Raw genomic sequence first — 24,814 nt, forward strand, 5'->3', positions numbered from 1 at the left:
GATGCGATTGACCTGCCCCATATGCGGCGAGCGTGACCGGCGAGAATTTTACTATGTTGGTGATGCGGTTGCGCTGAACCGCCCCGAAGGCGATGCGCCTGCCGAGGCGTGGGATGATTACATTCACAACCGCGATAACCCGGCCGGGGTGACCCGCGATCTTTGGCATCACGAAAGCGGCTGTTCCGCCTGGATCGTGGTGACGCGCAACACGATCACCCACGAAGTTCTGAGCACCGAACTGGCCAGCACCGTGAAGGGGGCCACATCATGAGGTTGTCCAGCGGTGGGTTGATTGATCGCGATGCCCCGATCCAGTTTTCCTTTGACGGGCATGAATATCAGGGGTTTGAGGGCGATACGCTGGCCTCGGCCCTTTTGGCCAATGACGTGCGTCTGGTGGGCCGCTCGTTCAAGTACCACCGCCCGCGCGGGATTTTGACAGCGGGCAGTGAGGAGCCAAACGCCCTTGTCACGCTGGGTCTGGAAGGGGCGCAAGAGCCCAATGCCCGGGCGACGACGACGGAACTTTACGAAGGCTTGTTGGCGCGCAGCCAGAACCGGTGGCCGTCCTTGGGCTTTGATATTCTGGGCCTCAATGACTGGGCCGCGCCATTTCTAAGCGCAGGTTTCTACTATAAAACCTTCATGTGGCCCAAGGCGTTCTGGGAGAAACTTTACGAGCCGGTGATCCGTCGTGCCGCCGGTCTGGGGGCGCTTTCGGGGGCGCATAACACCGACAAATACGACAAGGCCTATGCCCATTGCGATCTGCTGGTGATCGGTGCGGGGCCTGCCGGGTTGATGGCGGCACTGAGTGCAGCAAGCGCCGGTGCCGATGTGATTTTGGCCGAGGAAGACACACGCACCGGTGGGCGGCTCAATGCCGAGACCTTAGAGGTTGAGGGGAAGCCCGGCCATATCTGGGCGGAAGAAATCACCGCAAAGCTGGCAGGCATGGACAATGTGCGGATCATGACCCGCACCACGGTCACTGGGGCCTATGATCAGGGCACCTATGGTGCTGTGGAGCGGTCCTCCCCCCAGAGGCGGGATCGCAAAGGTGCCGCGGTTGAAACCTTTTGGCGGATCGTGGCAAAGCGTGCTGTGCTGGCCGCCGGTGCCTTGGAGCGCCCCGTGGCCTTTCGCAACAACGACCGCCCCGGCGTTATGAATGCGGGCGCGGTGCGTGCCTATCTGAACCGCTGGGGCGTCAGCCCGGGCAAGAACGTGGTCGTGTTCGGCAATACCGACAGCGCACACCGCACGGCTGCCGATCTGATCAATGCGGGTGTCCATGTCAGCGCTTTGGTCGATGCGCGCGCCCATGCCACCACTGGCCTTGATGTGCCGTTTTATGCGGGTGCGCAGGTCTGCAATGCCGAAGGCAGTAAGCGGTTAGAGGCCGTTACGGTGCAAAGCGTGAGCGGGCAGGACAAAATTCAAACCGATTGCCTAGCCATGTCGGGCGGGTGGAACCCGTCGGTGCATCTGACCTGTCACATGGGCGGGCGGCCCGAGTGGGATGTGGATATTCAGGCCTTTGTGCCCACGCCAAATGCCATTCCCGGCATGAGGGTTGCAGGCGCGGCAGCTGGCCGGTTCTCTACCCGCGCCTGTCTGGAGCAAGGGGTTGAGTCTGCCAATGAAGCGCTAAGCGCGCTGGGCCTGAAGGCCGCCAAGGTGGAAATCCCCGGCTCGGATGATGGGGCCTATGACATCACCCCGCTATGGACGGTGCCGGGCAAGGGCCGCGCCTGGCTGGATTTTCAGAACGATGTGACGGTCAAGGACGTCAAACAGGCCGCGCAGGAGAACTTTAAATCCGTCGAACATATGAAGCGCTATACCACGCAAGGCATGGCGCCGGATCAGGGCAAGAACTCGAACGTGGCCGCCCTTGCTGTACTGGCAGACGCCACTGGCAGCGGCATCCCGGAAACCGGAACGACCACCTTCCGCCCGCCTTACGTGCCGGTCAGCATCGCGGCGATGGGCGCGGGCGGGCAGGGCGCAGGCTTTGCCCCGCAACGTTTCACCACGTCGCATAAGGCGAGCGTGGCGCGCGGCGCGCCGATGATCGAAGTGGGGTTGTGGTATCGCCCCAGTTACTTCCCGAAGGCCGGTGAGACCACATGGCGGCAAAGCTGTGATTGCGAGGTTCAGATGGTGCGCGAGGCGGTTGGGATTTGTGATGTCTCGACCCTGGGCAAGATCGACATTCAGGGCCCGGATGCGGGCGCGTTTCTGGATCTGGTTTACACCAACACCTTCTCGACCCTGAAAGAGGGGCGCGTGCGCTATGGTCTGATGCTGCGCGAGGATGGGCATGTCATGGATGACGGCACCACCGCGCGGTTGGGGCTACAGCATTACCTGATGACCACCACGACGGCGGCCGCCGGGCAAGTGATGCGGCATCTGGAGTTTGTGCATCAATGCCTCGCGCCGCAGATGGATGTGCGTTTCACCTCGGTCACTGAACAATGGGCGCAGTTTGCCGTGGCGGGGCCGAAATCGCGCGCGCTGTTGGAAGAGCTGTTGGAGCAATCGCTGGCCGACTGGCCGTTCATGGGCTGTGGGGATGTCAGTATCGGTGATGTGGCCGCACGGCTGTTCCGCATCTCGTTCTCGGGTGAACATGCCTATGAATTGGCGGTGCCCAGCCGGTATGGTGAAAGCCTGTTCCAGGAGCTGGTTGCGCGGGCCGAGACGATGGATGGCGGCCCCTATGGGATGGAGGCGCTGAACGTGCTGCGCATCGAAAAGGGGTTTATCACCCATGCCGAGATTCATGGTCGTGTCACTGCCTTTGACATCGGGATGGAGCGGATGGTGAGCGCCAAAAAAGACTGTATCGGGCAGGCCGCCGCCGCCCGCCCGGGCCTTTGGGGCGAAGAGCGTGAACAGCTGGTGGGCCTGCGACCGGTGGGCGAGGTCAAATTGTTGGTGGCGGGTGCGCATCTGTTTGAAAAAGAGGACGAGGCCGTGCGCGTGAATGATCAGGGGTACATCACGTCGGTGGGCTATTCGCCGACGTTGGAGACGCCGCTGGCCATGGGGTTCCTCAAAAACGGTCGCGCGCGTCATGGCGAAGTGGTGCGCATGGTCGAGCATCTGAAAGGGGTCGAGACCCTGTGCGAGGTGATTGATCCGGTGGTGCTTGATCCCGAGGGAGGGCGGATGCGTGATTAAACTGCAAGCGAAATCGCCCTGTGCGGGCCTATTGCCGATCTCGATCGGCGATGTTGCCCTAAAAGAAGTGGACCCGGGGGTGATGACCTCGTTCGCCCCGTTCAAGGGGGCCGATAAGGCGTTTGGCGCGGCGTTGAAGGCCGCGCATGGTGTGGCCGCCCCGTTGCCAAACCGATCAACGGGCAAAGAGGGCGCGCGGGCTATCTGGTTCGGTCAGCGCATGGTTCTGCTGATGGGGCCAGTGCCCGATAACGGGTTGGTCAAACACGCTGCCCTCGTCGATCAATCCGACGCTTGGGCCGTCGTGCGACTCGAAGGGCAGGGTGCGCGCGATGTCTTGGCGCGGCTGACGCCGATTGATCTGCGCGAGGCTGTGTTCAAACGCGGCCACACGGCGCGCACCGAGTTGCAGCATATGATGGCCTCGATCACGCGGATCGGGGCGGACAGCTATCAGATTATGGTGTTTCGCGCCTTCGCCGAAACGTTGGTGCATGATCTGAAAACGGCGATGGAGGGTGTCGCAGCGCGGTGAAACGATGCAAATCCGCGTAGGTCCGTCTGGGCGCTGACAAGCCCGGTTCGCTAAGATACTCTTGCGACGAATGACTGATTCACGAGGGCTTTGACCATGTTGCGTACCACGATCTGTTTGTTGTTTTTTGCCACGCCAGTGATGGCGCAGGACAAGGCTGAACTGTGTCAGGTGTCTTCGGATATCGCCGGGGCTGCTGTTGCCGAGCGTCAGGACGGGCAGGCCGCGAACAGTGCCGTCACGGCCATCGCCGCAAACCTTCCGGATGAGCAATCCGCGTACGAGGCCGCGGTTCAACCCATCGTAGAGTGGGTCTACACCTTGCCCGAAGAACAACTGGGCGATGAGGTGGCATCCTCTTACAAAACCGCGTGTCTTGAGCAGTAAATAAAGCCCGCGCGGGCTGGACTCGGACGCCACGCGCGCCAATATAGTCCGTATGAGCCTGCCGCCCGGATTTCTTGATGACTTGCGTACACGCACTTCCTTGTCACAGGTGGTGGGGCGCAAGGTCATATGGGACGCCCGCAAGTCCAATCAGGGCAAGGGCGATCTTTGGGCACCATGCCCGTTCCACCAGGAAAAAACCGCCAGCTTTCACGTCGATGACCGCAAAGGGTTTTACTATTGCTTTGGCTGTCACGCCAAGGGTGATGCGATCTCGTTCGTGCGCGAAACCGAGAATGTCGATTTCATGGAGGCGGTGCGCATTCTGGCCAGTGAGGCCGGGATGCCCATGCCCGAACGCGACCCGCAGGCACAGGCCAAGGCCGACCGGCGCACGCAGTTGAGCGATGTGATGGAGATCGCGGTGCAGTATTTCCGCCTGCAACTGAAAACCGGGGCCGGGGCAGCGGCGCGCGATTATTTGGTCGGGCGCAAGCTGTCGGAGGCGGCGCTGGAGCGGTTTGAGATCGGCTTTGCCCCCGATGCCTGGCAAGGGCTGTGGGATCACCTGAAGGGCAAGAATGTCGAGGATGAACTGATCCTCGGCGCGGGGCTGGCCAAACCCTCGCAAAAGGGTGGCAAGCCCTATGACACGTTCCGGGGCCGGATCATGTATCCGATCCGCGACGCGCGCGGGCGCGCTATCGCCTTTGGTGGGCGCGCGATGGATCCCAATGACAACGCCAAATACCTGAACTCGCCCGAGACCGAACTGTTTGATAAATCCCGCACACTTTACAACCTTGGGCCTGCGCGCGAGGCGGCGGGCAAGGGTCAGCCCCTGATCGTCGCCGAAGGGTATATGGATGTGATCGCGCTGGCCGAGGCCGGGTTTGGTGCCTCGGTGGCACCCTTGGGAACGGCAGTGACCGAGCATCAATTGGCGATGCTTTGGCGTGTCGCGGATGAGCCTGTCATTGCGCTGGATGGCGATACGGCGGGTCTGCGCGCCGCGCACCGGGTGATTGATCTGGCATTGCCGTTGTTGGAAGCTGGTAAAAGTCTGCGCTTTGCGATCATGCCCGAAGGGCAGGATCCCGACGATCTGCTCCGCGCAGAAGGAGCCGTTGCTGTGCAGGGTTTGATCGAGCGCGCCCTGCCCATGGTGCAGTTGCTGTGGCAGCGCGAAACCGAGGGGCGCGTCTTTGACAGCCCGGAACGTAAAGCGGCGCTGGACAAGGCGTTGCGCGAAAAGATCAAACTGATCCGTGATCCCTCGATCCGCACCCATTATGGTCAGGCGATCAAGGACATGCGCTGGGAGCTGTTTAGTCCGCGCCGCGCGCCACAAGGCAAAAGCAGCTGGCAGGGCAAAGGGCGTAAGTGGAACGCGCCTGATCCGGCCACGCCTTCGGCGAAATCCTCGCTGCTGGTGGCTGCGGGTGAGCGTGCCGAGACACAGATGCGCGAGGCGGTGATCCTGGCAACACTGATCTGCGTGCCTGATATCTGTGATGAGTTTGAGGCCGCTGTTGAGGCGATGGAGTGTAGTGGTGGAGATCATGCGCAGTTACGCAATCTGATCCTGCGCCATTTCCATGCCGGGCAGGAGACACTGAAAACCCACATTGCCAATGAGATGGGCGAAGGCACCCTTGAAAAGCTGCTGAACCTGCCCCATGTCGGGCTGGCACCCTCGGTGCGCCATCCCGGAGAGACCGATATCGCCCGTATGACCGTGGCCGAAGAACTGGCCAAGCTGGATGCGCAACGCGGACTACGGGTCGAAATCAGCGAGGCAGCCGAGGATATTGCGCATGTCGCGGATGAATCCGTGACCTGGCGTCTTGGGCAGGCGGCCGAGGCCCATAACAAGGCCCTGCGCAGTGAAAGCGAAGATAAGGCCGAATACGATACGAGCGACAATGGCGCCCGAATCAAGCGAGACGAGAAGGCGCAATTCGAGGCGCTGTTAGACCAGATCACCTATTCCAAACGAGGGCGCTAGCCCATCTGCTTAGGATTAGGTAAAGAAAACAGGGTAAACGGGTGTGCGAATCAGTGATTCGCGCTAATGATTCGTTTCAAACGAATCACCTAGCCCCCGCCAAAGTGAGGAGATGTGCATGGCCGCCAAAGACAATGACGACCAGAAGACGGACGATCAGGAGTCCGAAATCTCGCTGGATATGAGCCAGACCGCCGTCAAAAAGATGATCGCCGAGGCCCGCGAGAAAGGCTACATCACCTACGATCAGCTCAACCAGGTTCTGCCGCCCGATCAAGTCAGCTCGGAACAGATCGAGGACGTGATGTCGATGCTCTCTGAGATGGGCATCAACATCATCGAGAACGAAGAGGTTGAAGAAGAAGAGCAAAAGACCACCGCCGTGGCCGAGATTGGCCGCAAGGGTGAGATCACGCTTGGCTCGGGCAAGGAAGAGAAACTGGATCGCACCGACGATCCGGTGCGCATGTATCTGCGCGAAATGGGCAGTGTCGAATTGCTGTCGCGCGAAGGCGAGATTGCCATCGCCAAACGGATCGAGGCTGGTCGCAACACGATGATTGCGGGCCTCTGCGAAAGCCCGCTGACCTTCCAGGCGATCACCATCTGGCGCGACGAACTTCTGGGCGAAGATATTCTGCTGCGCGACGTGATCGACCTTGAGGCGACATTCGGCAATCAGATGGGCGAGGATGATGACAGCGCGCCTGTCGTGGATGCTGCTAATGTCACCACTGCCCCCTCGGCCAAGAAGGAAGAGACCCAGGAAGTCGACGCTGACGGCAATCCAATCGCCACTGACGATGACGATGATGATGATGACGAACAGGCCAACATGAGCCTGGCCGCGATGGAAGCCGCGCTGAAACCGCGCGTGCTGGAAACGCTGGATCGCATCGCCGACGATTATGAAAAGCTGGCCGAAATGCAGGACAGCCGGATTTCCGCAACGCTGAATGAGGACGGTTCGTTTTCCAAGAAGCAGGAAGGCACCTATCAGAAGCTGCGCTCGGAAATTGTTGAACTGGTGAACGAACTGCACCTTCACAACAACCGGATCGAGGCGCTGATTGACCAGCTTTATGGCATCAACCGCCGGATTATGCAGATCGATTCAGCGATGGTGAAGCTGGCCGATCAGGCCCGTATCAACCGGCGCGAGTTTGTCGAAGAATATCGTGGTCGCGAGCTGGATCCGAACTGGCTGGACGATATGGCCAAGAAATCGGGCCGTGGCTGGCAGATGTTCATGGAGCGCAGCCCCGAGAAAGTGAACGATCTGCGCGCCGACATGGCGCAGGTCGGGCAGTATGTGGGCCTTGATATCCCTGAATTCCGCCGCATCGTGCAGCAGGTCCAGAAGGGCGAGAAAGAGGCGCGTCAGGCCAAGAAAGAAATGGTCGAGGCGAACCTGCGTCTGGTGATCTCAATCGCCAAGAAATACACCAACCGTGGCCTGCAATTCCTTGATCTTATTCAGGAAGGTAACATTGGCCTGATGAAGGCGGTTGATAAGTTTGAATACCGCCGTGGCTATAAATTCAGCACCTACGCCACATGGTGGATCCGTCAGGCGATCACCCGTTCGATTGCGGATCAGGCGCGCACCATCCGTATTCCGGTGCATATGATCGAAACGATCAACAAGCTGGTGCGCACCGGTCGTCAGATGCTGCACGAGATTGGTCGCGAACCGACGCCCGAGGAACTGGCCGAAAAGCTGCAGATGCCGCTTGAGAAGGTTCGCAAGGTGATGAAGATCGCCAAGGAACCGATCAGCCTTGAAACCCCGATTGGCGACGAAGAAGACAGCCAGCTGGGCGATTTCATCGAAGACAAGAACGTGATCCTGCCACTGGATTCCGCCATTCAGGACAACCTGAAGGAAACCACGACGCGGGTTCTGTCGTCGCTGACGCCGCGTGAAGAACGCGTGCTGCGGATGCGCTTTGGCATCGGTATGAATACCGATCACACGCTGGAAGAGGTGGGTCAGCAGTTCAGCGTGACACGCGAACGTATCCGCCAGATCGAAGCGAAGGCGCTCAGGAAGCTGAAGCATCCCAGCCGGTCGCGCAAATTGCGATCCTTCCTGGATCAGTAAGGGAGCGGCGCCTGCGGGCGCCGTTTTTCGTTGGCAATGACCTTTATATCCGATCTACCCGCCGCGTTGGCCGAGGTCTTGAACGGCGAGGATGTGATCGTCTTTGACGGTGAATGTGTGCTCTGCTCGGGGTTCTTTCGGTTCATGCTCTCAAAGGGCAGGGCAGAGCGGTTTCGGTTTGTATTGGCGCAATCGGAATTGGGGACGCAGGTTTACCAGGCCCTGGGCCTGCCGGTCACCGATTATGAGACCAATCTGGTGATGGTTGACGGCCGGATTTATGGCAAGCTTGATGCCTTTGCCGCTGCGATGCGGGCGGTTGGCGGACCCTGGCGGATCCTGTCGGGGCTGCGGTTCTTGCCGCAGTTCATCAAGGATCCCGCATATGGTTTGATCGCGCGCAACCGGTATCGGATTTTCGGCCGCTACCCGACTTGTATGCTGCCTGACGAAAACCTGCGCGCCCGGTTCCTGCCCGGGGGTTGGGAATGAGCGGCGATCCGTTCTGGCACGCGATCACCGCCGGGCAATTGGATGTGGCGGCGGGCGTTGTCGCCTTTCATGAGGGGCTGGGCACCAAACATTACGCGGGTGAATGCGACATTGTCCGGGACCGCAACCCGCTGGTGCGCGCGCTGTTGCGGATGGCTGGCCTCCCGGCAGACGGGCATCGCGTGCCGGTGCGCCTGACCCTGATCACGACGCCGGACGGGGCCGAGTGGCAGCGTGATTTCGGCGGGCATGTCACGCGGTCATCCATGCGTTGGTCCGCGTCAACACACTGTGTCTCCGAACGGTTTGGCCCTTTTGCGGTCGATATGCGGTTTGAGGCCGAAAATGGCGGTCTGCTGGTTCATATCGCGCGCCTGCGATGTCTGGGCCTGCCGGTTCCGGGGCTTTTGCGCCCCCGCAGCGAGACGCGCGAAACTATGGACGCAGCGGGTCGGTTCTGTTTCGATGTGTCGGCGCATCTGCCTTTGTTGGGCCTGTTGATCCGCTATTCCGGGCACCTCTCACCAGAGGGCTGATCGGTGATCATCACGCAGGACAAGCCGCGCATCGGCTGCTAAACTGGCCGCATTGAACCAAAGGATGTGCCATGACCCGCTGGATCGCCCTTGCTTTTGCCGGAGTGTTGGCTGGCCCTGCACTGGGGCAGGGCTGTTTCGGAGCGGGTGAGCCGCTGTTTCATTGCACTTTCAAAAACGGCACGCGGGCGGTTGATATTTGTCTTCAGGGCGATGTCGGAATCTATCGCTATGGCCCCTCTGAGGCAGCGTCAGAATTGCTCTTGGCGGACCGGGTTGAAGTCATGTTCATGTTGCCCTGGAACGGCGTTGGCAGCTCGATTTACGAGGAGCTCGGGTTCACCAACGGCGATGTTGATTACACCGTGCATTATGCCGTCAGCCGGATTGCGGCGGATGAGCCGGAGGTGACGGGTGGCATCACGGTGACCAAGGCGGATCAGAAATTGGCCGAACTGACCTGTGACCCGGGCAGCGTCGAGGTGCGCGAGTTTTATCCGGTCTATCTCGCGAAAGAGGCGAAAGGCCAATGTTGGGACCGTACCGCCTTTAGCTGGGGTGCGTGCTAGAGGCCATGCAGACCAATTTCACGATCTCTACGCATGGGCAGGGCCTCTATCAGGTGACCCGCGAGGTGACACGCTGGGTTGCTGAGCAGGCCGTGCAGACCGGCCTTTTGACGTTGTTCATCCGCCATACTTCGGCCAGCCTGCTGATTCAGGAGAATGCTGACCCGGAAGTGCAAAGCGATTTGCGGGCTTATTTTCAAAGACTTGTTCCGCCAACCTCGGATCCGTCGATGTCCTATCTGACCCATACTTATGAAGGCCCCGACGATATGCCTGCCCATATCAAGGCGGCGATGATGCCGGTTTCCTTGTCGATCCCGGTCAGCGATGGGCGGCTGGCCCTTGGTACATGGCAGGGCATTTACGTCTTTGAACATCGCGACGCGCCACATGCGCGTCAGGTCGTTGCACATCTCGGCAGCGCGGCCTCGTAAACGCCGATTTGCGCGCTTTTACCCGTGGTTTTGGCCCTCAATTCGATCCCAGTGTGCCCTATATGCAGCGGTTGAATTTCCCCTCTACCCAAAACCTTGCGGCTGTCCTATAGTGGCTGTGGATAACTGGGCATAAGACCCATGTGACAGAGGCAGAGAAGAAAAGGGGACCGGCCAATGCGCTGCCCGTTTTGTGGAAATATCGATACACAAGTGAAAGATTCGCGTCCCGCGGAAGATCATGTTTCGATCCGGCGTCGGCGCTTTTGCCCGGCCTGTGGCGGACGCTTTACCACCTATGAGCGTGTGCAACTGCGCGATCTGGTGGTGGTGAAAACCAATGGACGGCGCGAAGATTTTGACCGTGACAAGCTGGAACGCTCGATCCGGATCGCCCTGCAGAAACGCCCGGTCGAACCGGAACGCGTTGAGCAGATGATCTCGGGGATCGTCCGGCGGCTTGAGTCCCTGGGCGAAACCGACATTGCCTCGAAAGTCGTGGGCGAGATCGTGATGGAAAGCCTGGCACGGATCGACACCGTGGCATATGTGAGATTTGCCAGCGTTTACAAGAACTTCCAGGCGGCTGATGATTTCGACAAGTTCGTCAGCGAACTGCGCCCCGATGCCGATCAGGGCGAGTCTGAGGACGGGTGAGCACCACAGATACCACGCATATGACGCTGGCCCTTGCCTTGGGCCGGCGTGCGCAGGGGGCCACATGGCCCAACCCGGCTGTGGGCTGCGTGATTGTTAAAGATGATCAGATCATCGGTCAGGGGCGCACGGCCCCAGGTGGGCGTCCGCATGCGGAAACCATTGCTTTGGCCGAGGCTGGCGCGGCTGCAAAAGGGGCCACCGCCTATGTCACGCTGGAACCCTGTGCACATCATGGACAAACACCCCCCTGTGCGCAGGCGTTGATTGATGCGGGGGTTGCCCGCGTCGTTTCCACGATCGAAGACAGCGATCCGCGTGTGTCCGGGCAGGGCTTTGACATGTTGCGCGACGCTGGCATTACGGTTGAAACCGGCCTTCTGGCCGATATCGCTGCGCAGGATCTTGCCGGATTTTTTCACCGCGTCACCTATGGGCGCCCGCGTCTGACTTTGAAACTTGCCACGTCTCTGGATGGACGTATTGCCACCGCCAGCGGTCACAGCCAATGGATCACCGGGCCCGAGGCGCGTGCCGAGGTGCATGCCATGCGCGCGTTCCACGACGCGGTGATGGTGGGGGCAGGTACAGCACGGGCGGATGATCCGTCGCTGACCGTGCGGGATGTCGAGAGTGATCATCAACCGATCCGTGTTGTCATCTCGCGCAGGCTTGATCTGCCTCTGATGTCGCAACTGGCGCGCACCGCCAAGGACCTGCCGGTGTGGATCTGTCATGGTCCGGATGCCGATGCCGCCCTGGTCGAGGCATGGGACGGTTTGGGTGCAAAACTGATCCCTTGCCGCCTGACAGGTCAACAGCTGGATATGAGTTCGGTTTTGCAAGAGCTGGGCCAGTTGGGCCTGACCCGGGTTTTCTGCGAAGGCGGTGGTGCGCTTGCCGCCTCTTTACTCAGCTCTGATCTGGTGGATGATTTCGTAGGCTTTACCGCCGGTCTGGCGATTGGGGCTGAAGGGCTGCCCGCCATTGGTGCTCTGGGCCTGTCCAGGCTTGACGAGGCGTTGCGCTTTGACCTTGTGGAATGCCGGGCCATCGGCAACGATATTCTGCACCGCTGGACACGTGCCTGAGGCGCTTAGCGCCACAGCGGAGCATAAGAGGCAAACACCCCCTGAAGTTTGGCCAACAGGCGGTTGCCCGCACCGGGATGGGGCACCTCGCCGCTGGCCAACCGGTCGATAGCCACCTCCACAGGACAGGCCTGTCCGGTGACGGGATCGAAATAACGGGGATAATCAATCAATGCGGCATGGGCCAACCCGAAAAGCGAGGGCCGCGCAACCCGGCGGGTAGGCACCTTGCCCAGATCGCGGGTCAGGCCCCATCCAGCGTAGAACGGTGCGCCAGTGGTGGTAACCGGTACATCGCGCAGCATCGCCTCGAACCCCAGAAGCGAGGTCATGGTCCAGACCTCCTGCACGTCGTTCAGCAGCGCCATTGGATCAGCCTCGGAGAGGACCGCATCGGCCAGCCCTTTCAGCGCCTCTGATGCGGTGGCCCCTGCGCGCAAACCTGCTTCAACATCCGGATGGGGTTTGTACAGAACCACCGCCTTGGGGTTCTCGGTGCGAACGCGTTCCAGCAGCGCAAGATTGGTACAAACCTCACCTGCGCCCAGCCGGATCGAGGCGTCATCCTCCACCTGGCCCGGCACCAGAATGCGATGCCCTTTCGGCAGATCAGGCCGTGCGCCACCCAGATTGTATTTCGACAAACCCAGTTCGCGCAGGCGCATGATCAGCCTTTCGATACGCAGTTGCTGATCCGGGCGAAGGTCGCTCCGGGTTGCGATCCATCGCTCCAGTCTGCTTTCGCGGCCGGGGTCATAGTAGATCCCCAGATCGTCACAGACCAAGGACAGGGGCGGAACCAGTTCGGCCCCTAACCCGCGCGAGCGCAGGAACCCATCCTCGACTCTTATGGCGGGGCTGTCCGGTGCGGCTTTTCCGGCCCAGACCATGTGGCGGCGGAGCGGCGCGGCGTGTTCCACCTCCTTGAACTGCACCCGGGGGCCATGGCTGCCGAAGAACTGCTGTAGCGGTTTGCGCTTCCACAACCGCATGCCCGACGCGACCCAGCCCTGGTGGTCCTCGCGCCATGCGCGGGTTTGAGCCTCAAACACTGCAATGGCCTGATCCAGATCACACAGGCTGTCGGCATGCGGATCGTACCATTTCGGATAGAGGATCATCGCGGCGGCAAATATCTGCGCGCGGGTCAGATCGCGGCCCCGGCGGGGTAAGGAATGCGGGTGGTGATCTTCCGTCAGACCCCAACCTGCATAAAACGGTTGGCCAAAGACGCGGGGTTTGTGCCCGGCGAAAATCGCCTCGAACCCGAGACCTGAGGACACGGTGTAGACCCCGACCGCGCCCTCCATCAGCGTCCAGGGGCTGACCGGGTCGGAAAACAGTGTGATCCGGTCATTCGCGTCCTCAGCCGTGAAGTAGCCCTGACGGTGACCAGCAATCGTTTCCGGGTGCGTTTTGATCAGGATGCGTGCGCCGGGATTATCCTCCTGCGCATAATACAGCATTTCGCGAAACGTGTTGGCATCGGCACCACCATGGGTCACCGAGGCATCGCCGCGGGTTTGGTCGATCACCAGCACATATCCCGGATCGGGGCAGGGGGCACTTGGCTTGAACGCGCTGTACTTGCTTAAATGCGCCTCTTTGATCCGTTCGATCCCACCCCGGGCCCGATCCAGCAGGGCGGTGTCGTCCAGCGGGTGCGTGGCCAGCAGGGTTTCAAGGTCGGAGGGCTGTGAGGCGTCGAAATGCATGCCCGTGTGGTCGATCAGCAGACCCAAAGGGGGTTCGCCATCTCGCCCCGGATGCAGCGAGCGCAAAAACGCGTCTTCCACGCGGATCAGGGCGGCGCCGGTTTTTTCGGCCATCCCTTCGCCGCGATGGGCATAGGGGCTGCGGCCCCAGACTGCGATCAGATCATCGGCGCGGGGTTTGCCAAGGCGCAGGTCATACCCCGCCAAAGCCAGTATGCGCCGGATGCGACGCTGGCGCAGAAACCCGGCGTTGTAATAGAAAACCCGCCGGGTTTCAGGCCCGGCGGGTGTTTCATGCGGTTTGTCTGGCGGCATTAGAGTCCCAGATCGGAGAACGTATCGCCTGCGGTTGAGATGGTACCAACCGCGCCCAATGTGCCGGTCAGGGCTGAAATCACCTTGCTCCACTGTGCAAAGGGCGCTTCGGTCACATAAAGCGTGTCGTCGTCGCGAATGGCAAAGTCGCGTGCCATGAACATGCCATTGGGCTCGGTCAGGTTCAGCACATAAACCAGACGCTGTGCGCCTTGCAGATCATCACGTCCGAGCACGATATTGGCAATCTCGGCGGGTTCATTGCGCAAAACAAAGACACCCGTGGGGTCAGCGCTGGCGGTGGACAGGCCACCGACTTGGGCAATCGCCTCAATCGCGCTGAGCGTTTGGGTTTCAAAGGTCACACGGGCCTGTGCACCGGTTGCCCCAAGGGCGGTAAAGGCACGGCTGTCCTGTTCGACCAGAATGCGATCCCCGCCGCGCAGGGCGATGTCAAACTCGGGATGCTTGAAGATGTCCTGGAACCAGACCTTGCTGCGTTGATCGCCACGAATAACGGTGACCTGCGCCACCTCGGGTTCGATCGCCACACCGCCTGCACGTGACAGCATGGCCGACAATGTGCGGGTGGGCCGCTCGATCGGGTAAACACCTTGTGCCCCAACCGCACCAACCAGCGAGACGGTTGACCCGTCCCCGGCCAAACGACGGACCTCAACCTGCGGGTCAGGTGTCTGTTCTTCCAGCTTGGCGGTGATGATGCGGCGCACCGCGTCGGGCGAGTTGCCTGCGGCGCGAATACGGCCCGCATAGGGAATGAAGATAAAGCCGGCACCATCCACCTGAACCTCTTCCAGAACGGCGGCATTGGCCCCTTCGATCACCAGAAGCCCGTCATCGACGTTTTCCCAAATGGTGATGCCCAGCGTGTCGCCGGGGCTGATCGTGTCTGATCCGATCCGACCTGCATTCAGGAACTTATCGGTGAAGCCAAGGGCCGGTTGCACGGCCGTGGCGCGGGTGACACGGTCATTGACCGACACCACAAACGCATCGCCTGATTTCTGGACCGAACCGGCATAGATTTCTTTTTTATTGGGGCCCGAACGGGGCAACACGCCACATGACGATATCATGCCCACAAGAACCACCAGGGCGACGGACTTCGCCCATCTGCTGGGTTGAGTTTTCACTGCTACGGTCTCCTCGACCTTATGTACTGCCTCAGTTTTTTTATTTAAGTTAACTGAATCCGTTGAGAAAATCCAGCTTTAGTCATCACGTGGTTCAGGTAACGGCCCGCAACTGTTGCCGAGGTGCCGCGGTGCCGGATTTCAATGCATCATAGGGATCTTCGGCGGCCAGCATCATATCAATCGCCTGTCGCAGCAGCTGTCGCCGCCCGCGGGACGAGTAATAACCCCCCGGAACCTGGCTGGTTTCCAGCAGATAACGGCGGTAATCCTTGTAGGCTTTGTGATCCGGGCGCTCGGCCCCGGCAAAGAAATCGCGGATCGGTTTGGTCGATACGAATTCGAGTTTGGCATAAACCGCCTCGCCAAAGGTTTTGAGCGGAATTCCGCGCCACAGCACCTGTTGAGCGGCGGTCGAGTTCACTGTCACGGCACTGCGGGCCTCGTCCAGAAGCTGGGCCAGCTTGCCCCCGCGCACGTAATGCACACGGTTTGCCACGCCATGCTGTTTGGCCAGGCGTTTCAGCTCGCGCCGGATCGGGGTGCGCCCATCTTCAAGCGGGTGCGCCTTGACCACAAGGTGGTGATGGGGCGGGGCACCATGGGCAAACCCATCAACGACGGTCTCCAGAAAATCGGTCATGCTGGCGAAGGCGCTGTGTTCCTGGAACGAACTGTCATGTTCGAGCTGCAACAGGGCAAGATGATAGGGAAAGCCGCCATGGCGGATGCGTAACGTGGCAATGCGCCGGTCAATCGCCTGCGCGGGCATCAGTAGAAGTCGTTGAATATAAAGCTTGAATTCCTGCGTGACACTGAGGGCTCTGTGCGGGCGAAAGTTGCGATAACGCCAGTTCGTCAGCAGGACAAACCCATGATACAGCGCGCCGTAGAAGATATGCTGGCGCATGTCACCCCAGCTGGCGGGAGGCAGCGGTTGATCCATATCCGAATTCTCAAGCGCGGTGCGCATCTCCGGCACGCTCATCTCCATCAGACGTGAGTGGCCGTTGGAACCACCACGTTCATAGGTCACCCAGTAGGGGCGTAGATAGCCTTCCTCGAACACGTGGATGCGAAGGCCAGCGTCGTTCGCCCGCGCAACAGCCTCGGCATGGATTGGCCGCGTATCGCCGTAAAGCACGATATCGGTTACGCCCTTGTCGGTCAGGATGCGGCTGAATTCTTCGGGCCAGTCATCGGTGTTGCCGCGATAGGGAATATAGCTGCTGCGCTGGGGCCAGAATGCCTGATCACCCGCGTTAAAGCCGACGCGCCATACCTCGGCCCCGGCACGGCGCAACATCTTTCCCAATTTGTGGAAAAAAGGACCATGCGGACCCTGTAAAAACAGGAAAACACGGTTTTCTCCTGTCAACGCTGCCATACCGAATGTCACCTGTACCTGCTTTTTGCGGAAAACTACTGTCTTATTGGGGCAAGATTATGACATCTTGCCACCGGTGTAACCGCCCTTTAGGGGGGAAAGTGTAGCACGTAAGGAGCAAATGAGATGTTTACCGGGATCGTGACCGATATCGGCGTCATTCGCCAGTTGGATCAAAAGGGTGATCTGCGCGTGCGCATCGCCACGGGCTATGACACGGCGGGCATTGATATGGGGGCCTCAATCGCCTGCAACGGCGTGTGCCTGACAGTTGTGGGCCTCGGGGACGATTGGTTTGACGTGGATGTCTCGGGCGAAACGCTGTCCAAGACCAACCTGGGGGCCTGGGAGACGGGCACGCGCGTCAACCTGGAGCGATCCCTGAAGGTCGGCGATGAATTGGGCGGGCATATCGTGTCGGGCCATGTCGATGGTCTGGCCGAGGTGATTGACGTGACGGATGAGGGGGATAGCACCCGGGTCATCCTGCGCGCGCCGGACGGGTTGGCCCGGTTCATTGCGCCCAAGGGCTCGGTCGCGCTGAATGGGACATCCCTGACCGTGAACGAGGTGGACGGGGCCGATTTCGGTATCAATTTCATTCCCCACACCAAAGAGGTCACCACCTGGGGCGATGTGGCCGTGGGCGATGCAGTCAACCTTGAGATTGATACACTGGCCCGTTACGTCGCGCGCCTTGCCGAGATGAGCTAGGCGCTCAGGCCAGAATCCGCCGACCCGAGATGGTAACGGCGCACCACCGCGAAAAACACACATCCTGTGATAAAATACCCCCCTGATTTTCAGTTTATTGGAGGTGTAACCTCATGTTTTATTTTAGATGTATTTGGGTCTTCGTCTTCATTTTAACCCTTCTTATGTGGTCCAGTGCGTCGCCGGTCGAGGCGCAGGATGCCCCCTGCAGCCATCCGGCCTGTTCGGCCAGCGATGCCATCGGCAATGCCTGTCGGATCTATTTTGACGCCCCAACCGGTCGGATCGCTCTCAACGCTCCGGATATCACCGGCACCGTCACCGGTATTTCGCGTGATCAGCCTGACGGCTGTTTTGATCCAACGCGCCCCTATGGTTTGCAAGGCTGGCGCTATAACACCCGCGGCGGTCACAAGATCGAGCGGATCCTGTTCATTCAGCGCGGCGATGTGATGCATTTCGGGTTGCTGGATGATGATGGCAACGACTATGCGGATGGGTTTGTGTGGCTTGTGCCGCTGCCCGAAGGCACGCAAATGCGCGAGACCAGCGGCGTGCGATGCAACGCGCGTTGCACCTTTGACATAGACCCCATCGCCGAGGACGAGGTGTTCGTACTGGTGGGGTTTAGTGCAAAGCGGCAAGATGGCGACGGGCATGTATTGCGGTTTGGCGTTGGCCCGCCCACCGGAGATGCCTCCGAGCCTGGATTGCCCATCACGTTCATGGATGACCGGTTCAATTACGACGTCATTTTGCAATATGCCTATGTGCCGGCCAGCATCGTCGCGCGCCGGGGCACGGTCTCGGCCAGCTACGAGCGGAATGGGGGCGATGTGCGCCGGCAACTGCGCGCCGAGACGGGGGCGGGCGATGCCGTTCTGCAGGGGTTTGACTTTGTGTTTCGCAATGGAGGGCATTTCATCGAAGATATCGGGATTGAGCGCCGAGAGGCCGAATATGAGGCGTGGTTTCAGGACAATCAGGGAGAAGACGATCGCCGCCGCCCGGATGATCCGTTTGAATGGCGCGCAGACTTTGTGATGCTGCGCTGAGCGGCGTGCTGGTCTGACTCTGGTCTGCGGGTTCCGTACAACACAGATGACTGTTCTTGAAAAACAGTGATTGTGTCACGTCCCTGTGCTACCCTGCTTCTATATTTTAAGAAGTTTTGGAAAAGCATATGAAACGCATTGGATTTCCCGTTTGGGTCGTTTTAACGGCCTTTGTCCTGACATGTTTGTTTGCCCTTGCGGCTCGCGCCCAGGAAGAGACGTGCCCGGCGCATCCGGCGTGTGGGGCTGCCCCCCCGACGGCCGGGCTTTGCCGCATCTACCTCAACGCTCCCAACGGCAACCCGGCCTTCTTGTCCAATGGAACGCTTGGCACCTCGCATAACGGGATACCGCGCATCCAGCCGTCTGGCTGCTATGACCCTAATGCCACCTATGCGATGGCGGGCTGGCGGTTTAACATCCGTGGCGGGGCCAAGATCCAGCAGATGACCTTCCTGCAACAGAGCGACGGGTTGCAATTCGCCTTTACCGACAAGGATGGTGGTGAGTATGCCGATGGCTTTGTCTGGCTTTACAAGCTGCCCGAAGGAACGCGGTTGCGCACAGTCAATCGGATCTCTTGTCGTACCTCCTGTGACATGAGCCTTGGCCAGTTCCGCGGGTCTCCGATCTTTTTGATCGCAGGGTACGACTTTCTCCGCCACGACGGGGATGGCCATGTCAGGCGTATCGGTTTGAGACAAAACTCAGGCTTTGCGGACTACAAGACCTATGTCGCCACATTTACAGATGATGACTTCCTCTTCGATGTTACGGTGCAATACGCCATCATCCCAGACGATGGTCGGTTCATACGGCATAACGCCCGGTGGCGGTATGAGCCGAGTTGGAGAAACTATGATGATCGTCGCGCGCGCGATCTTAATTTCGTGCATCCGCAACTCGACTTATATACCGAGACACCCCTACGCGGTCTGAACGCCTTTGCCTTTGACTTTGGAGATGGCGGTCGTTTCCTCGAATATATTGGCATAGAACCTTTCGACGATTATGCGGAAGTCTGGTTTCAGGATCATCAAAGCGATGAGGATCTGCGCTTTCCCGATGATCGCTTTGAAGGCTACTGGAGCTATATCCGATTGCCTTAGGGTGTTTGGGATGCCGCCCCGCACGGGGTGCGCGCCGATCAGAGGCCACGATCAGGCCCCGGGGATTTCCCGCCCCGGTTCGCCCTTGGCATGACCCTGTTGGGCAGTGAGCATACGGGTGCTGCGGAAGAACGACGTCGTGACTACTTGTGTTTGATCCCGATCTGGCGGCCGACCCCGTCGGGGCGGGGCAGTTTGGCATGGGTGTCGGCCATCGCCCTGACCCGCCCAAGGATATCGCCGGGCATCGGTGCCACCTTGGGGCCGTCCAGATTGACATGCAGCGTCAGACCTTCACCGGTGGCCGAAATCCAGCCATCCTCGTGATACAGTTCCTGAAAGGTGTGAAACCGTTTTTCGTCGTAATCAACCAGATAAAAACTTGAGCGCAGTTTGTCGCCCAGCTTGACCTCGCGCAGGTACCGCAGGTGAAACTCGCCCGAGAAGGTGGTGTGGTTGGAGCGGCTGACATAGTCGGGGCCAAAGCCGAACTCGTGAAACACCTCGTCCGCTGCCCGATCAAAGAGGACGGTGTAATATCCCATGTTCAGATGGTTGTTGTAGTCGATCCACTCGGGTTCGATGCTCATCCAGCTGGACATGAAAGGGGTGGGCTGGGTCATCATCATGCGTCTTTATTGGCCTCTATGTCGGATAGAGCGGTATGCGCCGAAATGCAAAGGGAAAGACCGGATCACGCTTTTGAGGCTGCCGTCACACACGTCCGGATCAGGATGCTGAAAGCCGGGATTTGAGGGCGGTGATGGTGTTGGCCATGGTCTGGGTTTGGGGATGGTCAGCGCCAAGGTTGTTGGCGGTGATTTCTACCGCCTGGACCATCAGAGGAAGGGCTTTATCCAGTCGGTCGGTTTCGGCATATAGATGGCCGAGATTGTTGAGAAGCATGGCGTAATCTGGGTGGTTTTCACCGATTGTGGCTTTGCCGAGCTCAATAGCTTTTTTGTAGAGCGATTCGGCATCCTCCAGACGGCTCATACCGCGGTAGAGAGCTGCAAGATTGCTTAAGCTGATGGCGTAAGTTGGGTGGTTTTCACCAAGCGCGGCCTTGGAGATATCCGAGGCCTGTTTCGCGAGCGGCTCGGCGTCCTCTAGACGGTTAATCGCATAGTAGAGGCTTGCTAGATTGTTCAGGCTTGCTGCATAGTCTGGATGATCCTTGCCTAGGTTACGATGAGCGATTTCGTTGGATTTTCTCGTGCTTTCTACTGCACCCTCAAGGTCGTTGACGTGACGGCAACTCAGGCCCCTACAAGCCAGAGAAGTACCGTGTTCATGCGAGAATTCCCCCTGTTCTTCAATTGCAGCGGAAACTAGTTTCTCAGCTTCATCGAATGACTTGCTATAATCTCCGAGTTTCCACAGAAAGTCCCAGGATTGTCGGAGATGCTTGAAGCAAGGATGCAACTCCGCCGCGCGAGTGTAGTGGGTCTGCGCGTCGGGCCAACGCACCTGCTCCTCGGCGATCTGGCCTTTGGCAAAATGGGCGCGGGCGGCCCGTTGGATGGCAAGCTCTTCCCCGTCGATGATCAGGTCGAAAATCTCTTCGGCTTTCGGTAAGTCCTTGTCGTCCAGTGCCTTTTGCGCCTCGGCCTCAAGCCCTTCCGGTAGAAGGTTACTGTCCCGCTCAATTTCCGCGCGCAGGGCGGCGATTGTTTTCTCGGCCTTTTGCAGCGCCGCTTCGGGATCGGCGATGCGCGATTCAAGCTCGACAATCTGGGCGTGCAGAATCTTGGCTTCATCTTCATGGGCTGATTGCAGCTCGGCCCGCTGGGCGTCCAACTGGGTTTGCAGCCGCGCCACATAAGCGGTGAGCGCGTCGATATGCGTCTGCTGCGCCGGGTCGGGCGCGGTGGGGTTACGGCAGGCCTCCACCTCGTCATCGGTAATGGCGAAATGGGCGTTGAGGGCTGCGATGGTCTTGGCCTGGGGGCGTTTCACCTTACCGTTTTCAAGCTCAGAAATACGGGATTTCTTGTTGGCCTCGCCAAAGGCCCCGAGTGCGGCTTGTTCCAGGGACTCGCCATAGGATTCGCGGCGTTTGCGGATCAGCTTGCCGTATTCCTCACCAAATGAACTCAATTCCGTAACTTTCCGGTCAGCTCGCCCGATTTTGCGGGACAGGGACCAGTCAGAACCGGACCTCGTGCGCCGCACTGAAAGGCTAACCTGTGGGAGAGCTCAAAACAAGATCACCTGGAAATTGATCACCGGCCGGTGTTTTCAGCTAAAGGAGTAGAAACATGCTGAAAACCGCCAACTTTATGATCCAGTTTGCCCTTGCAGGGCTTTGTGTTGCGCCACTTTTGGGGGTGCCCATCGTGGCCTGCGCAATTGCATCGGGTTTGCTGACCCTGATCGCGGCATTGCTGGCGATATTTGGATAAAGACGCGGCTGGGGCTTCTATAGCCCCAGTTTGGCGCTCACGATCTGGTTCACCGCTTTGGGATTGGCCTTGCCACCCGTCGCTTTCATCACCTGACCGACAAACCATCCTGCCAGTTTGGGGTTGGCTTTGGCCTTTTCCACCTGCGCGGGGTTGTCGGCGATGATCTGATCCACAGCCGCCTCGATGGCGCCGGTATCGGTGACCTGTTTCATGCCACGCGCCTCGACGATCTCGGCCGGGTCGCCCCCTTCGGTATAGACGATCTCGAACAGGTCCTTGGCGATCTTGCCGGAAATGGCATCCGAGCTGATCAGATCGACAATCCCGCCCAGCTGTGCGGGGCTGACAGGGCTATCCGTGATCTCATGATCTTCTTTCTTCAGGCGGCCAAACAGCTCGTTGATGACCCAGTTGGCGACCAGCTTGCCGTCGCGCCCCTGTGCGGCTTCTTCAAAATAGGCAGCGTTGGCGACATCGGCGGTCAGGACGCTGGCGTCATATTCCGACAGGCCGAATTCGCCGACAAAGCGCGCTTTCTTCTCGTCCGGCAGCTCGGGCAGGGAGGCTTTGATGTCATCCACCCAGGCCTGCTCGATCTCCAAAGGCAGCAGATCGGGGTCCGGGAAATAGCGGTAATCATGCGCCTCTTCCTTGGAGCGCATCGAGCGGGTTTCGTTCTTGTCCGGATCATAAAGGCGGGTTTCCTGATCAACCTCGCCTCCGCCTTCGACAATCGCGATCTGGCGGCGGGCCTCGACCTCGATCGCCATCTGGATAAAGCGCATCGAGTTCATGTTCTTGATCTCGCAGCGCGTGCCCAGGTGGCTGAAATCCTGCGTTTCCTGGTACTTCTCATAAGCGCCGGGTCGACAGATCGACACGTTCACGTCGGCGCGCAGATTGCCGTTTTGCATGTTGCCATCGCAGGTGCCCAGATACCGCAGAATCTGGCGCATCTTGGCGACATAGGCGGCGGCCTCTTCCGGGCCGCGAATGTCGGGGCGGCTGACGATCTCCATCAGGCAAACGCCGGTGCGGTTGAGATCGACAAAGGACATGTGCGGGTCCATGTCATGGATGGATTTCCCGGCATCCTGTTCCATGTGAATACGCTCGATCCGTACCAGCCGCGCGATGCCCGGTTCCATATCCACCAGCACTTCGCCCTCGCCCACGATGGGTTCGTAAAGTTGCGAAATCTGGTAACCTTGGGGCAGATCGGGATAGAAATAGTTCTTGCGGTCAAAGGCGGATTTCAGGTTGATCTCGGCCTTCAGGCCAAGGCCCGTGCGCACCGCCTGTTCGACGCAGTATTCATTGATCACCGGCAGCATGCCCGGCATGGCGGCGTCCACGAAAGCCACGTTTGAATTGGGCTCGGCCCCGAACCGGGTGGAGGCGCCGGAAAACAGCTTGGCGTTGCTGGCCACCTGCGCGTGCACTTCCATGCCGATCACCAGTTCCCAGTCGTGTTTCGCTCCGGCGATCACCTTGGGTTTCGGGGGCTCATAGGTCAGGTCCAGCATGGGATGGCTCCGCTCATCTTGGTTGCTCGGCGGTTTTAGGTCAGCATGCGGCGCAGGGCAAGCACGGTTCGACACAAGATCGCCAGCGGGGTTAAGCCTGACACTCCGTTTTCGGCAATTGCGGGCACGTGCCACAACCCTGGTCAATTGATCCGATTTTCGCCGACAGGTCGGCAAGATACTGCACAACGGTCCCCGCGTTGCGTTTGAGCCGCTCTTTGGTGGTCGGAAATCCGCCGCTGGAAGCCGTTCAATAAGCTGTAAACCGCATGCCAGAGCCCAGGCTCAATGTTGCGTGTTGCGCGGCTTAACGCGCCCTGTCAACCGTCAGGCCGGGGACAGAAACGTGTTCAAAACCCCTGTTGAGCGCGACATATGAAAGGCGAATTTAATGGCAAATCCAGGCGGTAGCAGCTGGGGAAGTACACCCTCAACACTAGGCGATGCGGGTGGCGTGGTCACTTGGAGCATTGCGGGCGGCGGCGAGAATATCTCAGAATTCGGGATCAATAACGGCAATTCGATTGATCCTGCTTCGGCGTTTCAAAACCTGCAATATGAGAACCTGATCCGGCAGTCTTTTGAAGAGTGGTCCCGTTATGGGAACATCGAGTTCATGCAGGTCGAAGATACCGGTGGCGCGGCGGGGCAGGTGGCTGATCCTGACATTCGCATCTTCTTTGGCGATATTCCCGGCAGTACGCTGGGAGTGGCCTATTTTCCGCCTTTTGGTGGAACCTCCGCCTTGGCCGGCGATATCGTATTGGACACCGTTTCCTGGCTGGACAATGCCGCGGATACGTTCAAGGGATTGGCCTTGCACGAGATCGGCCATGCGTTGGGTCTGGGGCATGTCGACCAGAATGTAAATTCTGTTATGACCCCATCTCTTAGCCAAACGTCTCTGCAACAGGATGACATCAATGGGATCCGTCAGGTCTATGGCACGCAGGATAACGCTCCTGCCGTTTACAACATGGCCAGCGGTCAGGCCAAATTGAACATCCTGAATTCCCCTGCAAAGCTTACGGTCAATGGCAATAACCTGAACAACGAAATTGATGGAACAGACACGGCCGAAACGTTCAATGGCGGAGGCGGCGCAGACACGCTGTTGGGCCAGGGCGGCAGTGACCGCTTGGATGGTGGCGGCGGCAATGACCAGCTGTTTGGCGGTGCCGGGGCCGACCGCATCTTTGGCGGCGATGGCGCTGACCTGATCCGCGCGGGTTTCAACTTTGGCACGTCGGTGGATGGTGTCGAAGGCGGTGCCGGCAATGACACGATCTTTGGCGATGCGGGCTTTGATCTTTTACGCGGCGGGGGTGGCAATGACGGGCTGAATGGCGGCAACCATGCCGATAATCTTTACGGCGAGGATGGCAACGACACGCTGGATGGCGGCAACGGGTTTGACCGGCTG

Annotated in this window: 23 protein-coding genes; 17 read left to right on the forward strand and 6 right to left on the reverse strand. The window is 59.4% G+C overall.

Features of this window, described 5'->3' with window-relative positions; genetic code table 11:
- The first annotated feature begins 1 nt into the window (after window position 1).
- The 12 genes from V6N02_RS17175 to ribD all read left to right on the forward strand — a co-directional run bounded on the left by V6N02_RS17175 (window position 2) and on the right by ribD (window position 12,008).
- Window positions 2–274 (forward strand): sarcosine oxidase subunit delta, encoded by a 273-nt coding sequence (locus V6N02_RS17175; RefSeq protein ID WP_371227492.1) that lies wholly within the window; start codon window positions 2–4, stop codon window positions 272–274.
- A complete protein-coding gene (locus V6N02_RS17180) occupies window positions 271–3,195 on the forward strand; it encodes a sarcosine oxidase subunit alpha family protein (protein ID WP_371227494.1) in 2,925 nt (974 codons plus the stop codon). The genes V6N02_RS17175 and V6N02_RS17180 overlap by 4 nt, the downstream gene beginning before the upstream one ends.
- Window positions 3,188–3,730 carry a sarcosine oxidase subunit gamma gene (locus V6N02_RS17185; RefSeq protein ID WP_371227496.1) on the forward strand — a complete coding sequence of 181 codons (543 nt, stop codon included), beginning with the start codon at window positions 3,188–3,190 and terminating at the stop codon, window positions 3,728–3,730. The genes V6N02_RS17180 and V6N02_RS17185 overlap by 8 nt, the downstream gene beginning before the upstream one ends.
- Window positions 3,731–3,826: 96 nt before the next feature.
- The gene (locus V6N02_RS17190; protein ID WP_371227498.1) at window positions 3,827–4,117 is read left to right on the forward strand and encodes a DNA primase; all 291 of its coding nucleotides are present in this window, start codon (window positions 3,827–3,829) and stop codon (window positions 4,115–4,117) included.
- A 52-nt stretch (window positions 4,118–4,169) separates the two neighbouring features.
- Window positions 4,170–6,125 (forward strand): DNA primase, encoded by a 1,956-nt coding sequence (gene dnaG / locus V6N02_RS17195; protein WP_371227500.1) that lies wholly within the window; start codon window positions 4,170–4,172, stop codon window positions 6,123–6,125.
- Window positions 6,126–6,243: 118 nt separating this feature from the next.
- Window positions 6,244–8,229 carry an RNA polymerase sigma factor RpoD gene (gene rpoD, locus V6N02_RS17200; RefSeq protein ID WP_371227502.1) on the forward strand — a complete coding sequence of 662 codons (1,986 nt, stop codon included), beginning with the start codon at window positions 6,244–6,246 and terminating at the stop codon, window positions 8,227–8,229.
- 36 nt (window positions 8,230–8,265) lie between these two features.
- The gene (locus V6N02_RS17205) at window positions 8,266–8,721 is read left to right on the forward strand and encodes a thiol-disulfide oxidoreductase DCC family protein (protein ID WP_371227504.1); all 456 of its coding nucleotides are present in this window, start codon (window positions 8,266–8,268) and stop codon (window positions 8,719–8,721) included.
- Window positions 8,718–9,257, forward strand: a complete 540-nt coding sequence (locus V6N02_RS17210) for a DUF4166 domain-containing protein (protein WP_371227506.1) — start codon at window positions 8,718–8,720, stop codon at window positions 9,255–9,257. Before V6N02_RS17205 ends, V6N02_RS17210 begins: the two co-directional genes overlap by 4 nt.
- 71 nt (window positions 9,258–9,328) lie before the next feature.
- A complete protein-coding gene (locus V6N02_RS17215; RefSeq protein WP_371227508.1) occupies window positions 9,329–9,826 on the forward strand; it encodes a hypothetical protein in 498 nt (165 codons plus the stop codon).
- 5 nt (window positions 9,827–9,831) lie between these two features.
- Window positions 9,832–10,260: a secondary thiamine-phosphate synthase enzyme YjbQ gene (locus V6N02_RS17220; RefSeq protein ID WP_371227510.1), complete on the forward strand. Its 429-nt coding sequence runs from the start codon at window positions 9,832–9,834 to the stop codon at window positions 10,258–10,260.
- A gap of 177 nt (window positions 10,261–10,437) precedes the next feature.
- Window positions 10,438–10,917 carry a transcriptional regulator NrdR gene (gene nrdR, locus V6N02_RS17225; protein ID WP_371227512.1) on the forward strand — a complete coding sequence of 160 codons (480 nt, stop codon included), beginning with the start codon at window positions 10,438–10,440 and terminating at the stop codon, window positions 10,915–10,917.
- On the forward strand, window positions 10,914–12,008 hold the full coding sequence (gene ribD, locus V6N02_RS17230) for a bifunctional diaminohydroxyphosphoribosylaminopyrimidine deaminase/5-amino-6-(5-phosphoribosylamino)uracil reductase RibD (protein ID WP_371227514.1): 1,095 nt from the start codon (window positions 10,914–10,916) through the stop codon (window positions 12,006–12,008). The genes nrdR and ribD overlap by 4 nt, the downstream gene beginning before the upstream one ends.
- Window positions 12,009–12,013: 5 nt before the next feature.
- On the opposite strand, the gene V6N02_RS17235 is transcribed toward ribD, so the two are convergent.
- The 3 genes from V6N02_RS17235 to V6N02_RS17245 all read right to left on the reverse strand — a co-directional run bounded on the left by V6N02_RS17235 (window position 12,014) and on the right by V6N02_RS17245 (window position 16,579).
- The gene (locus tag V6N02_RS17235; RefSeq protein WP_371227516.1) at window positions 12,014–14,038 is read right to left on the reverse strand and encodes a capsular polysaccharide biosynthesis protein; all 2,025 of its coding nucleotides are present in this window, start codon (window positions 14,036–14,038) and stop codon (window positions 12,014–12,016) included.
- A complete protein-coding gene (locus V6N02_RS17240) occupies window positions 14,038–15,192 on the reverse strand; it encodes a polysaccharide biosynthesis/export family protein (protein WP_478013487.1) in 1,155 nt (384 codons plus the stop codon). The genes V6N02_RS17235 and V6N02_RS17240 overlap by 1 nt, the downstream gene beginning before the upstream one ends.
- A gap of 94 nt (window positions 15,193–15,286) precedes the next feature.
- The gene (locus V6N02_RS17245; protein ID WP_371227518.1) at window positions 15,287–16,579 is read right to left on the reverse strand and encodes a capsule biosynthesis protein; all 1,293 of its coding nucleotides are present in this window, start codon (window positions 16,577–16,579) and stop codon (window positions 15,287–15,289) included.
- A 126-nt stretch (window positions 16,580–16,705) separates the two neighbouring features.
- Here V6N02_RS17245 and V6N02_RS17250 point away from each other — a divergent pair, with 126 nt between their 5' ends.
- From V6N02_RS17250 to V6N02_RS17260, 3 genes are all read left to right on the forward strand, one after another.
- Window positions 16,706–17,293, forward strand: a complete 588-nt coding sequence (locus V6N02_RS17250) for a riboflavin synthase (RefSeq protein ID WP_371227520.1) — start codon at window positions 16,706–16,708, stop codon at window positions 17,291–17,293.
- Window positions 17,294–17,457: 164 nt separating this feature from the next.
- Window positions 17,458–18,348: a hypothetical protein gene (locus V6N02_RS17255; protein WP_371227522.1), complete on the forward strand. Its 891-nt coding sequence runs from the start codon at window positions 17,458–17,460 to the stop codon at window positions 18,346–18,348.
- 128 nt (window positions 18,349–18,476) lie between these two features.
- Window positions 18,477–19,457: a hypothetical protein gene (locus V6N02_RS17260; protein WP_371227524.1), complete on the forward strand. Its 981-nt coding sequence runs from the start codon at window positions 18,477–18,479 to the stop codon at window positions 19,455–19,457.
- A 143-nt stretch (window positions 19,458–19,600) separates the two neighbouring features.
- Here V6N02_RS17260 and V6N02_RS17265 read toward each other — a convergent pair whose 3' ends face one another.
- Both V6N02_RS17265 and V6N02_RS17270 read right to left on the reverse strand, forming a co-directional pair.
- The gene (locus V6N02_RS17265) at window positions 19,601–20,080 is read right to left on the reverse strand and encodes a thioesterase family protein (RefSeq protein WP_371227526.1); all 480 of its coding nucleotides are present in this window, start codon (window positions 20,078–20,080) and stop codon (window positions 19,601–19,603) included.
- 106 nt (window positions 20,081–20,186) lie between these two features.
- Window positions 20,187–21,557, reverse strand: a complete 1,371-nt coding sequence (locus tag V6N02_RS17270) for a tetratricopeptide repeat protein (protein ID WP_371227528.1) — start codon at window positions 21,555–21,557, stop codon at window positions 20,187–20,189.
- Between the two features lie 161 nt (window positions 21,558–21,718).
- On the opposite strand from V6N02_RS17270, the gene V6N02_RS17275 reads away from it, so the two are divergent.
- Entirely contained in the window at window positions 21,719–21,862 is a 144-nt protein-coding gene (locus tag V6N02_RS17275) for a hypothetical protein (RefSeq protein ID WP_371227530.1), read from the forward strand.
- Between the two features lie 17 nt (window positions 21,863–21,879).
- Here the strand turns inward: V6N02_RS17275 and gatB are convergent, their stop codons facing one another.
- Window positions 21,880–23,391, reverse strand: a complete 1,512-nt coding sequence (gene gatB, locus V6N02_RS17280; protein ID WP_371227532.1) for an Asp-tRNA(Asn)/Glu-tRNA(Gln) amidotransferase subunit GatB — start codon at window positions 23,389–23,391, stop codon at window positions 21,880–21,882.
- Between the two features lie 391 nt (window positions 23,392–23,782).
- Here gatB and V6N02_RS17285 point away from each other — a divergent pair.
- Window positions 23,783–24,814 (forward strand): matrixin family metalloprotease (locus V6N02_RS17285; RefSeq protein ID WP_371227534.1); only part of this gene is annotated, 1,032 nt, incomplete at its 3' end.

Origin of the sequence: Roseovarius conchicola (assembly GCF_041403425.1) — a bacterium.
Taxonomy (GTDB): Bacteria; Pseudomonadota; Alphaproteobacteria; order Rhodobacterales; family Rhodobacteraceae; genus Roseovarius; species Roseovarius conchicola.

Coding starts and splice junctions, on each gene's coding strand:
- V6N02_RS17235 (WP_371227516.1), bottom strand. CDS start 14,038: ATGCCGCCAGACAAACCGCATGAAACACCCGCCGGGCCTGAAACCCGG.
- V6N02_RS17245 (WP_371227518.1), bottom strand. CDS start 16,579: ATGGCAGCGTTGACAGGAGAAAACCGTGTTTTCCTGTTTTTACAGGGT.
- V6N02_RS17255 (WP_371227522.1), top strand. CDS start 17,458: ATGTGGTCCAGTGCGTCGCCGGTCGAGGCGCAGGATGCCCCCTGCAGC.
- V6N02_RS17260 (WP_371227524.1), top strand. CDS start 18,477: ATGAAACGCATTGGATTTCCCGTTTGGGTCGTTTTAACGGCCTTTGTC.
- V6N02_RS17180 (WP_371227494.1), top strand. CDS start 271: ATGAGGTTGTCCAGCGGTGGGTTGATTGATCGCGATGCCCCGATCCAG.
- gatB (WP_371227532.1), bottom strand. CDS start 23,391: ATGCTGGACCTGACCTATGAGCCCCCGAAACCCAAGGTGATCGCCGGA.
- V6N02_RS17190 (WP_371227498.1), top strand. CDS start 3,827: ATGTTGCGTACCACGATCTGTTTGTTGTTTTTTGCCACGCCAGTGATG.
- V6N02_RS17265 (WP_371227526.1), bottom strand. CDS start 20,080: ATGACCCAGCCCACCCCTTTCATGTCCAGCTGGATGAGCATCGAACCC.
- V6N02_RS17215 (WP_371227508.1), top strand. CDS start 9,329: ATGACCCGCTGGATCGCCCTTGCTTTTGCCGGAGTGTTGGCTGGCCCT.
- nrdR (WP_371227512.1), top strand. CDS start 10,438: ATGCGCTGCCCGTTTTGTGGAAATATCGATACACAAGTGAAAGATTCG.
- V6N02_RS17220 (WP_371227510.1), top strand. CDS start 9,832: ATGCAGACCAATTTCACGATCTCTACGCATGGGCAGGGCCTCTATCAG.
- V6N02_RS17175 (WP_371227492.1), top strand. CDS start 2: ATGCGATTGACCTGCCCCATATGCGGCGAGCGTGACCGGCGAGAATTT.
- dnaG (WP_371227500.1), top strand. CDS start 4,170: ATGAGCCTGCCGCCCGGATTTCTTGATGACTTGCGTACACGCACTTCC.
- V6N02_RS17210 (WP_371227506.1), top strand. CDS start 8,718: ATGAGCGGCGATCCGTTCTGGCACGCGATCACCGCCGGGCAATTGGAT.
- rpoD (WP_371227502.1), top strand. CDS start 6,244: ATGGCCGCCAAAGACAATGACGACCAGAAGACGGACGATCAGGAGTCC.
- V6N02_RS17205 (WP_371227504.1), top strand. CDS start 8,266: ATGACCTTTATATCCGATCTACCCGCCGCGTTGGCCGAGGTCTTGAAC.
- V6N02_RS17275 (WP_371227530.1), top strand. CDS start 21,719: ATGCTGAAAACCGCCAACTTTATGATCCAGTTTGCCCTTGCAGGGCTT.
- V6N02_RS17250 (WP_371227520.1), top strand. CDS start 16,706: ATGTTTACCGGGATCGTGACCGATATCGGCGTCATTCGCCAGTTGGAT.